The sequence below is a fragment of the Phormidium tenue FACHB-1050 genome, assembly GCF_014696925.1.
Classification (GTDB): Bacteria; Cyanobacteriota; Cyanobacteriia; order Pseudanabaenales; family Pseudanabaenaceae; genus Pseudanabaena.
The window spans coordinates 1-16,463 of the sequence record NZ_JACJQY010000072.1; the positions used below are offsets into that span (position 1 = coordinate 1).

Below are 16,463 nucleotides of genomic sequence, written 5' to 3' on the forward strand. Positions count from 1 at the left end.
AAACCCAAGGCAAAAGTCCAGTGGCAGTTTCAGGCTACATGGCTATACGGCATCGTCGAACCTGCGACGGGAGAAAGCTTTTTCTATGAATTTAGTCATCTGGTAGTGTGTCACATTTGTTGAGAGATTGAGGAGGGATGAAAACAAAACTCATATCTATTGATAAACAAGCCAATGACAATATCATGCATCACAATCGATTTAGAGAAGCAAATCGTCTTTCTAGCTAGTCGCTTAATCCGAGTTCGTAAAGTTAGATGCTTACGTTCAATTTTCTGAGTGTTTTGCTTGCCTATCATGTGGGTATCAGGGTCAAGAATCCTTTCGTATGCTCCCCAAGCATCAGTAAAAACCTGCTTAATTCCAAATGGTTTTAACAGATTTACTAGTTTAACTAAGGATTGATCTTTATGGGGAGCTAATACGTAAGCTAAGACTTTCCCAGTCGCATGATCAATGGCGTGCCATAACCATCTTTGCTGTTGTTTGTTGCCAACAAAACTCCACATTTCATCCATCTCTGCTTCTTCGACCTCATAAAGGTCAACATCTAGGGTTGCTAGATCAAGTTGTTCTAGCAGAGGATAGTTAACCAATTCTATTTCTTCCTCCTTTTTTTTAACTCTTTGATTACGGTGTTAGGGCTAATCCCCAATACTCGACCTGTATCTCTAATCCCACTACCATTGATTGCCATCTCTTCGATTTGTTGTTTTATTTCTGGACGATATCCTTGATATGTGTAATCGAGAATAAAGGTCTTACGAGTACAGTTAGAATTACAGCAAATGTAACGCTTTTTACCTGTACTACTTTTTCCATAGCGTTGGATATCTACCTCTCCACAAGTTGGACATTTGACTGCTTCAAATACCATCTTTTCTCTCTTTTCTTAACTCCTGCTGACTATACCTTATTTTGCTTCTATCAACAAATGTGACACACTACCGCTAACTGATCATCTAAAGACAAAGACTCTATAGCATTTAATGCTTCTTGAAATCCTGATATTTGTTGAGAGAGCATATAAGTGTTTACTACAAGTTGCGATCGCTATTGTAGCAACACCTATATGCCCTATATGTTATTTTCTGCGATCTATGGCTTCTGTTCAGGGAACATACACTTATCAGAATCGCAACCCGCAGGGCCCGCATCCATCAACTCACCCGAATCATAACGCAACAAACTCGCGTAAAAATCATCAGACTTGCGACATTCTAGCACCTCAGCACTGAGCTTCTCATAGGTAGCCTTATCGATTGGCTCAAAGGGCAAGCGAGGGAAAGTTTGTAGATCATCAAAACGCGCCAACAGCGCCGCCGAGATATAACCCTCATCATCACGAATCGCTTCGTAAATCTTCTTCCCTAAAGGCTCGATTTCATGCTCGCGCAACTCCAAGGTTGCCGAAGTATTATGACGGGTGTAATACTTCTGTACCTGCATATAGAAGTCAAACTGCGCCATCACATCGAACTTACTGATGTCTACCTTATCAGCACCATCAAGGTCAGCCCAAGACACGCTCACAGGAATCTCCACCAGCCATTCCGTACATCTCGGATCGAAGGGATCATTGAGCAATTGTCCATTCTCATCCTTATCTGATTGCGAAGGAATGATGCTATAGCCATAGTCCATGCAAGCCCGCGCCACAGGATCTTCCTTACGGAAAGTAATCCGACGGATAAAGCGCTGTGCCTTCGGTGGATGCCACCCTGGGGAAGCACCAGTCAGTAAAGATTTTGTGCCTGCTGGCTGGGTTGTCGTGCAGCGATTGGGGCGGCGTAAACCATGAGCGTCACAATATTCCCAAACCGTCTGATGCACAATCTCACGCCAGCGATTTAGATAATCAGCTTCCTTCTCTTTGAAGTCTAGCCCCTGCACAGTGTCAGGACGACCCGCCTCAAACCAGCGCAACCATTCCACACCAAAGGCATGAACAAAGAAGTCAAATAGTCCTGTGAAGGATACGCCCACAATTGGGTCAACTTCACGACTAAATTGATAGCGTTCTTCATTGAAGCGATGATTGAGCAGCGCGGCAACCGACAAAGCACCTGCTTTAAAGGCTTCTTCCTGTTCTTTCTCATTGCGAGGATTGAGTTGATTAAGATGCACCTCAGACAAATTACAATGGAAGTCTGCCCCAGTTATCTCCCCGCATGGATTTAGAGCGTAACGCTGTAATCTATGCTCTAGCTCACGTTCAGAGACTTCAGGTTGATGATTCTTTAACCATTCTTTTCCTTCTCCTTTCACATAGGCAGCAAGGAAATCACGCTTGAGTTCGGTCGTTGTAATCAAGTCAGCATTAGAACGGGCGATCGCCTCACCCGCCCATTGAATTGCACCTTCACCCGAATAATATTGCTTGCGAACGGCATCAATACATTCTTGTTCGGTCGGTTTGCGATGGAATACACGGGTATGATTTGCCATTCTCAACGCATCACGCTCAGGATCAATGCGCCAGTTACCCGCTTCATCCTGCTGCCAGAGATTATCCTTGGCGACAGAGCCTAAAGCATCTTCTGAAGAGAATTGCCTCATGCCGGCCGACCTTCGGATGTTCCCTGCCACGATACAAACTGCGGCTTCATCGATGAGGATGCAGCACTCGACGGAGGTGAGTTGACGACCGATCGCTTTATTTAAAATGTTGGCACAGCGATCGTAGAGCGTGGGCAACTTGACAGGATTTGCCATACCGCCAAAGCCCTTGAGGGGTTCACCACTGGGGCGAACATCGCTGATATCAACGGTGATTTGAACAGGCTTAGTCGCATCAAATTTTTCGTTGCTAGAGAGTTCGAGCAAAGATTGATAGGACTTAACCCAACCTTGACGACTATCGCCAACGTAGAATTTAACGGCATTGTTGGCATAGTCAAATTCGACTTCGGTATTGTGGCGGCGTTTTTCGACAGGAGTATCACCGATCGCACCGATGACATTGACTTGCAACTGGTTACGAATTACGGGCAGTTGGCTAATGTACTGCGGCTCTAATACGCCGCCAGTGCCAGAGCCTTGCATGGCGAGATCCATCATCAAGCCAAAGGAGCGCCAGTCGATTACGTTAGTACTGGTGCAGTTATAGGAGCCTGAGAAATTTTCAGGTCGATCGACCCAATCCGTACCGCCAACCCACAGCCAACGCCCAGAGGTGAGGGATTTAAGCTGTTTCTGCATCTTGTCAATGAGGTCAGCTTGTTCTTTGGTCAGCTTACCTAGCGTTTTTAAACCTGTAAGTGTGCGATCGCATACTTCTGCCCAGCTTTCCCGCTTGTTATTATATTTGCGGCTATAAGTCCTGAAAAATACGGGATAAGCGGCAGGAGCGCTGTCGGGAAATCGAACCTCTTTGTGGACTCGTGTAAACTCTTGTACCATACATACTCACAAAAATGTATTTGAGCATATCACACATATAGTGTTATGTTAACTATGTAAGCCCTAAAAAACACTACTAGTGTTGCCTAACTTGATTTTAAAAATTTGAATAGCTCATGTTTGGCATTGTGTAGATAGGCTCTCAAGTTAAGATAGAAAAAAGTTTTATTTATTAGTTGTTTGTTCTTTGGAAAGGTCATGAGTACATTTAGCAATATGTTGGAGCCTCTTGAGCCAACGAAGAAATTCGTTCTGGGATTGCCTGAAAATCCTAAAGCCAAACCCCTACAAAAAAGGCAAAAGCAGTGGCTAACAATTAGTATTGGGTTGATGTCTCCAGATAATCTCTTGCTTTTCTTAGAAGCAATCAACAACTTAACAGATTCAATCGACGAGTGGTGGGTAGAAATGCCTGCTGAATTTCATGAAATTTTCAATAACCTTGATCACTCAGATCAGCTTAAAAAAGAGAAAATTACTTTCTGGCAAATGACTGGCATGACACTTTCTCTTACATGGGCATCTGTAGTGTGTTTTAAAAATTTCTTTAAGTTATTTGAGTCCACTGTGATTAGGTTGTTGGCTGCCATTGAGGAGCAAATTTCTATAGATGAAGCATCTGAGGATCTTATCCAAGTCACCTTAAATTCTGGGCAGGAGAAAACTGTTAAGCTAAGGGAGTTACTTGAAGATAATAATCTGAAAGATAATATTCAGTATAAAAGTGAATCATCAATCTCAATATTGCCAAGGCGTACAGCTTAAAATTCTTACTTCTAGATTGTACTGAATATCGCAATAGTTCTGATTGTCTAAGTCTTCATCTTTCAGTGCATAGAAAACTGTACAGCCAGTAAAAAGCTTAGTCTTACCGTTTTTTGCTCTGAAAGATTTATCTTCAATTCTTTTACCAAGTTTGACATAAACATATAGATATCTAGTATTGAAAGAAGATTTTGAGATTCCTTCATTACTACTACGAACAACTCTTACTCCATAAACATATCCATCGCTTTGAGCTTCCGTGAACTCTTCCTCAGGAATCTTGACATCTATGACCATAACTTAATTTATTTCACTATCTACAATATTTTCGAGAGCCAGAGAAATTTTCGGGGCAATCAACTCATTCTTGACAACCAACTCACAATCAATATCGAGAGATACAGACTTTATCTGAATCCCTCATCGTCTTATCAATCAGGATAATGTTGCTGTCGAGCAGTTTTCCTAGTTTTTTTAACTTGTAAGTGTGCGATCTCATACTTCAGCCCAGCTTTCGCGTTTGTTATTATATTTACGCCTATATGTCCTGAAAAATACAGGATATGCGGCAGGATCGCTATCGGGGAATCTGACCTCTTTGGAGATCAGTTTGAGTTCTTGCACCATAAAAATGCTTTTGTTTTAACGATGAGTCAGATAATACCTTAACTCACATTTAGCGGTAAACGCTCAACAAAAATTATTCCTTACGCTATTAGTAGATTTTCGCTTGCTTAAAGTTTGTGTTGCTATAGAAGTTTGGTGGGTAAGCCATCAATGCTGATCTGATTTTTTTCTTGCCAATAGGCATATACCCCTTCTTCACCTTTCTTCTCAGCCCATTCTTTTAAAATAGTGCGATCGCCTGAAAACTCATAAAAGGGAACCGCAAAACCACAGGATGTTTGCACAGATTCCACTTTGACGCGCACGATTTGGCGAGTACCAGCGATCGCAGGAAATAGAGATAAATATTCTTGCCATGCTGCATCTCTGGGGCGGATTGGTTCGCCTTGACCATAGAGGCGCAGAATGAGAGGCTTCTCCGTGAAGCTACAAAGCATGACAGTAATTCGGCTGTTTTCGAGGAGATGTGCGGCGGTTTCATTGCCGCTTCCTGTGAGATCAAGATAGGCGATTTCAGATTCGCTAATTACACGCAAAGCATCCATTCCTTTAGGAGATAGATTCACGCGACCCTCATTCGGAGCGCTTGCCACAAAGAAAATATGTTGAGCTTCGATGAATGTTTGCAACTCAGTCGTAATGCGATCGTAAAATTTAGACATCTGTTTAACTATTTAACTATCCAATCCTTGTAAATTAATATATAGCTATAGCCACCTGTATCAGGACAAATCAAAAACCAAATAGTGTGAGGCAGCGCTTTGCGCCGCCTCACACTATTTGGTTTTTATGTCCTAACAAGAATGGCGACAGCTATAGTTGTCGCCACTCACTTCTTGGCGACAGCTACATTTTTGTAATTGGTGAGTATTTTCAATAACTCCTCGTTAAGCATTGTGTAGCCTTGGTTATTGAGATGCAGAATGTCTCGGCTATAGATTGGGCGAACCTTGCCACTCTCATCTGCTAAAAGTGTTGCTGCGTCTAAAACAATAACGCGATCGCTTTTGAGAGATTTGATAAATTGATTAATCTCAATAATTGCGCGATCGGCTTCTTCTGGCCAATAAGCTCGAACCGATTGAGATAACTCACTAGTCGGAAAAATCGTAGTAAGAATGACGGTTGCTTTTAGTTCTTGAGTTAATCGATCAACAATTTTTTGAATGTTTTGTTTGCAATTATTGACTATATTCTGTGATTGATTGGGGAATTCCGCAATATCTCTGAGGTCGTTCACACCGACTTGGACGACGACGATTTGAGGTGATAACGAGGCAACATGGGCTGATAGCCTTCTTAGTACTTGATCAGTCGTTTGTCCATTGATGCCGCGATTGATGAATTCAAAGGGGATATTGGCGATCGCTGGCCAAGCCACCGCACGGGAGTCTCCAAAAAATACGACTAAGGGCTTGTTGAGATCACGATTTGATATGGGACTAGAAGGATACATATTCAATCCATAGGGATCGATTAGAGATTCAGTGATGGCTGATGGTTGATTATTGTTCTGTAACCAAAAAATTAGCCCAAAAGATCCACTGAGAAGGAGCAGCAAAATAGCTATGGCAAAGTATATTTTGTTCATAAATTTATCCTCCAATTGTCCTCCAAAAAAGAAGGCGGCGCATTGCGCCGCTTTCTTCTTAACATTTTGGATTAAATTGGATTAAAAATGTTTTTCAGCAAATTGACGAATGCGATCGCAACCTTCGCGAATTGTTTCTAAATTAGTGGCGTAGGATAGACGGATGCAATTATCGAGACCGAAAGCAATCCCTGGAATCAGCGCAACCTTCTGATCCTCTAGCAATTTGTCACAAAATTCTAGAGAAGGGATGCCGAATGCCTTGATGCTGGGAAATAGATAGAAAGCTCCATCAGGTTTGGGACAAGTAAACCCTGAAATGGAAGTTAACAGATCATACATAACGTCGCGACGTTCAGCGAAGGCTTTCCGCATAGTTTCCACACAGTCCTGAGAATCATTGAGGGCTGTAACTGCGCCATATTGAGCAAAGGTACAAATATTCGAGGTGCTATGGCTTTGAATTAGAGTGGCTGCTTTGATAATTTCGGGTGCGCCAGCCAAATAGCCAACTCGCCAACCTGTCATTGAGTACGCTTTGGCAAAACCGCTACTGATTAAGGTGCGATCGTACATCGCGGGACTTACTGAGGCAATACTGATATGGGTCGCGCCATCGTAGAGAATCTTTTCGTAAATCTCATCGGAGACAATATACACATGGGGATGTCGTTCCAAAACTTCGGCAAGAGCCTTGATTTCCGCAGGTGAATAGACCATCCCTGTGGGATTAGAAGGCGTATTAAGCACAAAAAGCTTGGTTTTGGGGTTAATCGCCGCTTCTAATTGCTCAGGGGTGATTTTGTAGCCAGTTTCCTCAGTTGTAACTACAAAGACTGGATTTGCATCGGCAAGTTTTGCCATTTCAGGATAGCTCACCCAAAACGGCACAGGAATAATCACTTCATCCCCCTCATCAAGAATTGCCATCATCAAGTTATACAGTGAGTGCTTCCCACCATTAGTTACGATGATTTGTTCGGGCTTGTAGGTTACTTGATTGTCGCGCAGGAGCTTGGCTGCGATCGCCTGTTTGAGTTCGGGTATACCTGCGGCGGCAGTATAGCGAGTCTTGCCTTGGTCGAGTGCAGTCTTAGCAGCAGCCTTGATATGGTCGGGTGTATCAAAGTCTGGTTCGCCAGCACTAAAGCTACAAACATCAATTCCACTAGCCTTCATTGCCTTAGCTTTTGCGTCGATCGCTAGAGTTAAGGAGGGCTGAATATTACGAAGTCTTTTTGCCAGTTGCATGTTTTCTGGAGGAGCGGAGGCATCTTTATGGGATTAGTCTCGCATTGTATCAAAGCATACTTGCTAGAGTTTGATAGATTTTTAACAATTTAAGATTTAAACCCCCAAAGTAGTGGCGGCGCAAAGCGCCGCTAGAGTACGCAAAGCCTCATTGATAAGCCCGAATCATCGCTTGTGTACCTTGCTCTGCACCCAGTCCATCATCGAGTTGACTCACTTTATAGAAGTTTTGCATGGCTAAGGCGATCGCAGGTAAATCTACGGGAAAATCAAGATTTTGGCGATCGCTGATTTCTTGCACCAGTCGCAAATCCTTGAGCATATGTTTGATGGCAAAACCTGCTTGATAATCACCTTTAGCAACTTTCATTCCTAGATTATTTAAAGCCCATGAGCCAGCCGCCCCACTACCGCAGACATCAACTACTAATTGGGGATCAACACCCATTTTCTCGGCAATCTGCATCGTTTCGCAGAGAGCCAGCATATACACAGATATAAGAGTTTGATTGCAAAGCTTGACGGCTTGACCACTACCGATCGCCCCGCAATGTTTGATATTGCTACCCATTGCTTCAAATAGGGATAAACATTCTTGCAAATCTTCGGGATTCCCACCCACCATAAAAGTCAATGTGCCATTGCGTGCGCCCACATCGCCGCCTGAAACTGGTGCATCCAAGAAGCGCAAACCGTCATGCATTAAGGCATTGCCAATATTTTTTGCTGCATCACTGCCGATGGTACTGGTATCGATAAATAAGGTGTTGGCTCTGGCAAAATGCATTGCTCCTTGATCTCCGATTAACACCTCGTTGACATCAGGGACATCACCTAGGCAAGAAAAAACCACATCAGCTTCGCTGACTGCATCTTCTAGGGACTCAGCTAATGTGCCACCTACACTCGTAAATGTAGAGATGGTGGGGCGCTCTTTAGTGCGATTCCAACCTAGTACCGAATATCCTCGTTTGACTAAGTTGGCTGCCATTGCACCACCCATTACGCCTAAACCCAGAAATGCAATCTTTTGAGTCATACCTATAAATTTATAAAGCTGATCGAGCTTTATAAATTTACTATATAGTCAGCTACAGCTAGAGTTTCTCGTATCCTCATGAAGAATTACCAAAAAAACTCGCTATGACAATTCAAAACCCAAAATAAAAGTGGCGGCGCGAAGCGCCGCCACTTTTATTTTGGGTTTTCATTAAATCTTTTACTACTATAGAAACTGTTGGATTAAAGTGGCTAGTTGTTTGAGTTTAATCGGTTTACTGAGATATTCATTGGCTCCTGCGGTAAGACATTTCTCGCGATCGCCTTCCATGGCAAGTGCTGTCACTGCAACAATTGGGACATCAATCAAATTCTGAGCGCGAATCCGTTTGATCGCTTCAAGTCCATCCATACCAGGCATTTGGATATCCATTAGGACTAAATTTGGCTGCTCTGACAACACTAAGTTAATTGCCTCCAGTCCATTTTTGGCAATAATCAGCCGATAGCCCTTGGCTTCTAGATAGCTAGAAATTGTCAGGATATTCGCTTCATTGTCTTCGGCTAGCAGAATTAGCGGCGAAGAATCGGTCGAGTCATTAGTTGAGGCGATCGCTTCTGAATCTAACTTTGGTAATGCTTGGGGAAGAGGAATCGAGGTGCTGTCATAGGGGAGTGAGACAGTAAATCGACTACCGATATCTAATTCACTAGTGACATTAACGTATCCATGATGTAGCTCGACTATGCGTTTGACTAGCGCTAACCCCAATCCCGCTCCATCATATTGACGGTTGAGAGCGCTATCGATTTGGACAAAGGGTTGGAATAGGGTTTTTAGGGCTTCAGGGGCGATGCCGATACCTGTATCGATGACAGCAAAATGTAACCAGTGAGTGGGGTTATTTTCACTCGTTACACCATCACTAGCTGCATTTACAGATTCGAGCATCACTTCTAGCGTGATTTGCCCCCCGTCTGGCGTAAATTTCACAGCATTGTTGAGCAGATTGATTAACACTTGGCGAATCCGACGTTCATCAATCATCATTTCAGGAAGGAAGGGCGCGACTTCCATGATTAAATGCAATTTTTTTTGCATGGACTGCTGCTTGACAAACATGATACTGGACTGACAAAGCCGATTAACATCTGTTAAGGAGCAATCCAAGACCAATTTACCTGCTTCTATTTTGGAAAGATCGAGGATGTCATTGATCAGTTCTAGTAAATGATTGCCGCTTCTTTCGATGATTGGTAATATTCTCTTCTGTTCTTCACTGAGTAGTCCAAAGACTTCATCCATTAGCCCTTCCGTAATGCCCAGAATTGCATTGAGAGGAGTGCGAAGTTCATGGCTCATATTAGCGAGAAACTCATCTTTGTGGCGAGTAGTACGCGCTAGTTCTTGGTTAGATATGGCTAGTTGTTGATTTGATTCGATTAATTGTAGCTGCGCTTGTTTGCGTTCTGCTAGTTCTTGTTGCAACCGTTCAAACAAACTGGCTTGTTGAATGGCAATCGCTAATTGATTAGCGATTTGTTGTAATAGTTGCGCTTCTGACTCTTGCCATACTCGTTTGTCTTGGCAGGCATGAATAACCAAAACACCCCAGATTTTTTTAGTGGACGTAGGTGAAACCCATTGATGGGTTTCAATCCCATGCAAATCTTGGAGGATTGGGGCGACGATCTTGGACTTAACCTGACCTTCGAGAGAATATTCGATGAGGCAATCTGTCCAGACATCATTCATGACATCGGGAATAATGCGGGGGTTGCCCTGCCAGTAACAATCGAGGATATCCTGCGCCCAAACTTCATTCTCCCAACTACGGGATTTGAGTTTTGGGAAATTCTCACTCACAGCTTCTTCGACTATTTGGCTGCGACCATCCGCAAAAAGTTGGAAAATAATTACGCGATCGCCATAAAACAAATCTCTGACCTGTTGAGTAGCCGTTGCCAAGATATCAGGGATATTTAATGATTCGCGAATTTGTTGAGTGAGAGCCTCCAACATTTGCTGCTGACGTAATTGTTGGTGAATGATTTGCTCGGCTTGTTTGCGATCGCTAATATCACGGCATACACAAATCAACAAATCATCCTCTGTAAGGGTGAGCGACAATCCCTCAGTAAAAGTAGTTCCATCTTTACGGATGGCGATCGCTTCTCCTCGCCAACTGCGATCGCGCCCTAGCACAGGAAATACTTCCCGTTCAAATCGAGCAAGTTCCTCTGGTGCATATAACAGTGTCCAAGATCTGCCTATAAGCTCTTCAGAATTTTTATAACCAAACATTTCTAGATGCGCTTGGTTCAAATAGATATAGTTATTCTCTTGTAAAATCGCAATTCCATCGATCGCTGCTTCCATAGCCGAAAGTTGTTGTTGTAATGCTTTTTGAGCATGTTTGCGATCGCGGATATCACGGACAATCCAGAAAAATTGAATTTCCTTAGTAGCGAGACTAATATTTTTCGTGACAGTGATTTCGACAGGAAAAGAATTTCCCTGTCGAGATACCAGCGTAGTCTCCCAATTTGCATTAATAATGACTGAGGTTAGCAGATGATTGAGGCGGCTATGGAAAATCTCGCTCTGGTTAGGGGCAACAAAAACAATAAATGGTTTATCTCTAATAAACTCATGGCTAATCGCTAACTGATTTAAAATTGCTTGGTTAGCTTCTTTGATGTTGCTAGATGCGTCAGTAACCAGATAGCCATCGGGAGAAAAGGTAAATAAATTGTGATAGCGTATCTGTTCGTCTTCCAGATGATGTTGCTTCTCAATTAGTTCTTCAGTACTGCTTCTCAACTCCTCAATTGTGCATCGCAAATCTTCACTTGTCCTTACTAACAACGCATTGCTTTCTTTTAGGGCAGCTCGCTGACTTGCTATCAAATCTTCAGCTTTTAGTCTGACTAGTTCTGGCAAATTTAGAAATTGGAGTAAGAGTGTCTGGGTTACAATCCCCACTAATTCATTCTGTTCGCCTATGACTACTAACCTATGGATATCTCTCTGTTCCATAAGTTGCTGCACAGTATTGAGCGACTCTTCAGCCCTGACCGTAACTATTGGCTGTCTCATTACCTCGTGCATCAACAAGCGATCAATTGGTTGACGCTCAATTGACAATCGCACTACATCCCGCTCAGTTAAAATCCCGATCGCCTGCCCATCTTCTATTACCAACACGCAGCTTGATCTTGCCTTTAGGTGCAGTTGCTCTAAATGACTTGGACGAGCCCCTTTGTCCTCCCCGACAATCATTTGAGCGATCGCATCAATGACTCGCTCGTTAGGATTAACTACTAAAGGATCACTAACTATTGCTAGCCTTAGTTCATTAAGCTTAGTATCTATGGTAAACATTAAGGTTAAAAATTACGCAATTTACGCAATTGATAGTGCTTTCCCGAAAAATATTTGATGCCAATTCACGAAAGTATGGCAACACTTTTGTGAATTAAAAACTAAACCCAGTGAGGATTTTAAAAACACAAAACGGCTATACCATTTTGTGTTTTGGTATGACCTGTTGAATTGCCATTGTGCAGACAATTGTTTTGATTAAGTATTTTGACTAAGTATTTTGATTAAGTATTTGAATACTTGGATAGGAATATTTGAATATATTGACACACAAATATTTTTAAAAATATTTTGTGATACAAAATTTATTTAGTTTAAAAACTGTTGAATTGCTGTAGTCAGTTGCTTGAGCTTAATCGGTTTGCTCAAATAGTCATTAGCACCAGCTTGCAGACATTTCTCGCGATCGCCTGTCATCGCTAGAGCCGTAAGAGCAATAATTGGGGTAGCGAGCTTGTTCTTGCGAATGTATTTAATTGCTTCGAGTCCATCCATCTCTGGCATTTGAATATCCATTAGGATCAAATCAGGCTGCTCTGATTGCACTAGAGTCACCGCCTGCTGTCCATTTTTAGCAAGAATGACTCGATATCCCTTGGCTTGAAGATAGCTGGAAATTGTCATAATATTCGCTTCGTTATCTTCTGCAAGTAGAATTAAGGGAGGAAAGAGCGTATCATCATTATCATCTTTGATGGAATTGCTAGATGATAAAGGGCTAATAGATAATATTTTGGGAAGTGGTAAAGCCAATTCATTAAATGGAAGCTCGATCGCAAAGCAACTACCCACACCGACTTCACTGGTGACACTTACACGACCACCATGCAGTTCGACAATTCTTTTAACTAGGGCTAAGCCCAATCCTGTACCATCATATTGACGATTGAGAGCGCTATCAACTTGGATAAAAGGTTGAAATAGAGTGCTTAAATCTTCTTGGGAGATACCTATGCCCGTATCGATCACTGCCCACTTGACCCAGTGCGTAATATCTTTCTCACTAGAAATCGCTTTTTGTAGAGATACTTCTAAGGTGATGCAGCCTCCTTCTGGTGTGAATTTTACGGCATTGTTCAGCAGATTGATTAATACCTGACGAATCCGACGTTCATCAAGCAACAAGTCGGGCAGGGCGGGAGCCAGTTTAATCTTTAGCCTGATACTCTTTTGTCTAGCCTGTTGTTTGATAAACACCAAGCTAGCTTGACTAAGCTGACTAATATTGCTAGATGCATAGTCTAAGGTCACCTTGCCTGCTTCGATTTTAGCGAGATCGAGGATATCGTTAATTAGCTCTAGCAGATGATTGCCGCTACGTTCAACTGTGAGTAAGGCTTTCTGTTGTTGGGGATTAATCGCTCCAAAGACTCTTTCTTGTAAACCCTCAGTGATGCCAAGGATGGCATTGAGCGGAGTGCGAAGTTCGTGGCTCATATTGGCAAGAAACTCATCTTTGAGCCGCGTGGCACGAACGAGAATTTCGTTGGAAACTTCTAGTTGATAATTCGTCTCTGCAAGTTTTTGCTGTGCTTGTTTGAGAGCGGTGATATCCACCACTACACAAACGCAATCATCTGTAGTCAGCATGGCTACACCAATGACTACATGCACAAGCGTCCCATTCTTATGCATGTACGCTTTTTCCCAAGGAGAGATTTTGCCATGCACTTTTATATGGGCGATCGCATCTAGATCTAACTGTTGATATGCAGGTGGAGTAATGGTTGCCCAATTTATCTGTTTAGCATTGAGTTCTTCTCGCCTATAGCCAATCATCTCTAAAAAGCGATCGTTAGCCTCTTCAACCTGACCGCCAAAGCTGGTAAACATCATCCCCACAACGTTGGATTCAAATACCTGTCGAAAACGATTTTCACTGTCTCTCAGAGCCGCTTCCGCAAGTTTATGCTCATGCTGGGTTGCTTTCTGAGTACTAACATCTCTAAAAACAGAGACAAAACCGATCATGCAATCATTGTGATCCTTGATAGCTTTGACCGATAGCGATATGGGAAGCCTCGAACCATCCTTGCAAATAACTGTCCATTCTTCTTCGCTGACTAGTCCTTGTCTTGCTTTAGCAATCAAAACTTCATCTTCAGAAATATCTTGTCTGAGTGCTACCGAGAGAGCCGCCGCACGATCAATTAACTCTTGAAAATCGTAAAAATCTTGAAGATTAGTTATGCCAATCACTTCGTCAGCCCTGTAACCCAGCATGTTCTCCGCACCAGCATTAAAGGTCTGAATAATGTTTTGGCTATTAGTGGAAATGATTGCGTAATTGGTACTATCGAGAATAGCGCGTTGTAAACTACTCACTTGAAGAAGCTCATGCGTCCGTTCTTCTACTCTAGCTTCTAACTCTTGATTGAGCTGATTGAGTCGGATTTCAGTCTGCTTAAGTTTAGTGATGTCTTGTGCTGTGCCACGGGAAATAATCGGTGAGCCATCTGCATCGTAAAAGGTTTCACATTTTTCTTGAACATACTTAATATATCCATCAAAAAGGAGCAGACGATGGACGATATTGTAGGGAATGCGATCGCGTAAGTGTTTTTGGTAGAGAGCATCCACCATATCCCGATCATCGGGATGAACAGCACTGAGAAATCCCTCGTAGGTTGCTTCAAATTGCTGCGGATCGATTTCAAAAATCCGAAATACTTCATCTGACCAGTAAAGAGAGTTAGTCTGTAGATTCATTTCCCAATTCCCTATATTGGCAATCCGTTGTGCTTCTCGGAAGAGTTTTTCGGTGCGGCGCAACTCATTTTCAGATTGTTTGCGATCGCTAATATCTCTTACCAGTAATAGAACTTCATTCTCATCATAGGGAAAGATTCGCACTTCCTCAATATGGATTGTATCGCCTTTGGAAAAGTCTTGTTCGTAAATCTGGATAGAGTTGGTTTCTAAAGCGCGTTCGACAAATTCTAGACGTTGTTTGACAATATCGGGAGGAAGCGTTTTTGAGATATGATTTCCTTCTAATTGAGAGCGTTCGCCAATAATCCGATGGGTTTCAGGAATCCGCGCAAATTCCAAGTAAATGCCATCCCGATTCATCCGCATAAATAGATCAGGAATAGCTTTGATTAAGGCGCGTTGGTGGGCTTCAATTTGCTGTAAGGCTTCTTCAGCGCGTTGTCTTTCTGCTAGTTCATTTTGGAGTTGCTGATAAGTGTGTGATTGAAAAATTTGCCACAAAATTTCATTGGTGAGTATTCCTATAAGATGATCATGCTCATCCACAATTGGCAGGTAGCGCAGATGTTGTTGCTGCATCAAGTTGACGACCGAAAATAAATCATTGCAGTCTGACTCACGCAAAGTAATCACTGATGCCATGACATCTCCAATGATCAAACGATCAAAGGGGAGACTCTGGGTGCTTAAGCTCACCACATCCCCCTCTGTCAAAATCCCCATTACCTTGTCATCTTCTACTACCAGCACACAGCTTGCCCGTACCTCTGCATTGCGGTGATTAAGAAGATTTGTAAAACTGTTAGCCGTGTTGCAGGGTGATCGCGCACTAACCATTTGGGCGATCGCCTCCATAACGGTTGCATGGGGCGTAACGATTAAAGGGTTACGAACAATCGCCGACTTAAGTTCAGGTAGTTTCGGGTTAGATATGTTCAAGCGTATTTACCAAAAAAATATCTATATAAAATATCTAATAAGTATTTAGGCATAGGTAAACTAAAAATTGGGAGGCTTTAACCGACCGTATGGTGGACGGCTACATCTCTAGTTTTGGGTTTTAATTACAACGAGCTACTTAAGTATTTGTACAAAATAAATTACCCAAACCCATAAAGTTGTGTCCCGCAGGGGCACAACTTTATGGGTTTGGGTTTGTAATTAATTTTGCACAAGTACTTATCATGGAATTAACGCTTTAGAAAGTCATATAATAATCGCTTTTTAGATAATATCCTATATCGTCTAAAAACAAGTTTTACAACTCAAAAATCGCAGAATCTCAATTTTGTCAAACTCCCCCCTTCTTCTTGAGTCTGATCATACTACCTTCCCAGTGAATAATTAATACCAATTCACGAAAGTGTTGTCACACTTTCGTGAATTAAAGAACAAACCCTGTAAGGGTTTTAAAAACACAAAATGGCGTAGCCATTTTGTGTTTTGGTATAAGAAATAAAACTGCACCACCATGAAAGAAGTTCCACTTGCATCTCTACCTGTTTTTATGAGGTCAAACAACTTTTGACCTCATATAGCTATAGTCATATGTATCAGGGCAAATCAAAACTCAAATAGTGTGATGCGGCGCGAAGCGCCGCATCACACTATTTGAGTTTTATGTCCTAACTATAGCAATCCTAAATGAGTTGTGATAAAAAGCCATAGGTAAAAAGCTTTGGGAAATTAAAGATTTGACGATTAGTAAAAAACTCAAAAAAGAACTTAACT

10 protein-coding genes are annotated in these 16,463 nt (G+C 42.3%); 1 reads left to right on the forward strand and 9 read right to left on the reverse strand.

What is annotated here, in order from left to right:
- Nucleotides 1-110: 110 nt before the first annotated feature.
- Both H6G05_RS26125 and nrdJ read right to left on the reverse strand, forming a co-directional pair.
- Nucleotides 111-877 (reverse strand): IS1 family transposase gene (locus H6G05_RS26125; RefSeq protein WP_242025795.1). Its coding sequence is split into 2 segments (ribosomal slippage): nucleotides 111-599 and nucleotides 602-877, totalling 765 coding nucleotides; the frame shifts between segments, so codons are not numbered across the junction.
- Nucleotides 878-1,098: 221 nt separating this feature from the next.
- Nucleotides 1,099-3,402 (reverse strand): ribonucleoside-triphosphate reductase, adenosylcobalamin-dependent, encoded by a 2,304-nt coding sequence (nrdJ, locus tag H6G05_RS24030; RefSeq protein ID WP_190582355.1) that lies wholly within the window; start codon nucleotides 3,400-3,402, stop codon nucleotides 1,099-1,101.
- A gap of 198 nt (nucleotides 3,403-3,600) precedes the next feature.
- Here nrdJ and H6G05_RS24035 point away from each other — a divergent pair, with 198 nt between their 5' ends.
- Nucleotides 3,601-4,167, forward strand: coding sequence for a hypothetical protein (locus tag H6G05_RS24035; protein WP_190582357.1), 567 nt, complete (start codon nucleotides 3,601-3,603; stop codon nucleotides 4,165-4,167).
- On the opposite strand, the gene H6G05_RS24040 is transcribed toward H6G05_RS24035, so the two are convergent.
- The 7 genes from H6G05_RS24040 to H6G05_RS24070 form a co-directional block, all read right to left on the reverse strand.
- On the reverse strand, nucleotides 4,141-4,464 hold the full coding sequence (locus H6G05_RS24040; protein WP_190582359.1) for a hypothetical protein: 324 nt from the start codon (nucleotides 4,462-4,464) through the stop codon (nucleotides 4,141-4,143). The two genes, H6G05_RS24035 and H6G05_RS24040, sit on opposite strands and share 27 nt — an antisense overlap.
- Nucleotides 4,465-4,916: 452 nt before the next feature.
- Nucleotides 4,917-5,456, reverse strand: a complete 540-nt coding sequence (locus H6G05_RS24045) for a pyridoxamine 5'-phosphate oxidase family protein (RefSeq protein WP_190582361.1) — start codon at nucleotides 5,454-5,456, stop codon at nucleotides 4,917-4,919.
- 167 nt (nucleotides 5,457-5,623) lie between these two features.
- Nucleotides 5,624-6,385 (reverse strand): SGNH/GDSL hydrolase family protein, encoded by a 762-nt coding sequence (locus tag H6G05_RS24050; protein WP_190582363.1) that lies wholly within the window; start codon nucleotides 6,383-6,385, stop codon nucleotides 5,624-5,626.
- Between the two features lie 81 nt (nucleotides 6,386-6,466).
- A complete protein-coding gene (locus H6G05_RS24055) occupies nucleotides 6,467-7,636 on the reverse strand; it encodes a pyridoxal phosphate-dependent aminotransferase (RefSeq protein ID WP_190582365.1) in 1,170 nt (389 codons plus the stop codon).
- Between the two features lie 148 nt (nucleotides 7,637-7,784).
- Nucleotides 7,785-8,675, reverse strand: coding sequence for an NAD(P)-dependent oxidoreductase (locus tag H6G05_RS24060; RefSeq protein ID WP_190582367.1), 891 nt, complete (start codon nucleotides 8,673-8,675; stop codon nucleotides 7,785-7,787).
- Between the two features lie 186 nt (nucleotides 8,676-8,861).
- Nucleotides 8,862-12,020, reverse strand: coding sequence for a response regulator (locus H6G05_RS24065; RefSeq protein ID WP_190582369.1), 3,159 nt, complete (start codon nucleotides 12,018-12,020; stop codon nucleotides 8,862-8,864).
- Nucleotides 12,021-12,329: 309 nt separating this feature from the next.
- Nucleotides 12,330-15,671, reverse strand: coding sequence for a PAS domain S-box protein (locus tag H6G05_RS24070; protein WP_190582371.1), 3,342 nt, complete (start codon nucleotides 15,669-15,671; stop codon nucleotides 12,330-12,332).
- Between the last annotated feature and the right edge of the window lie 792 nt (nucleotides 15,672-16,463).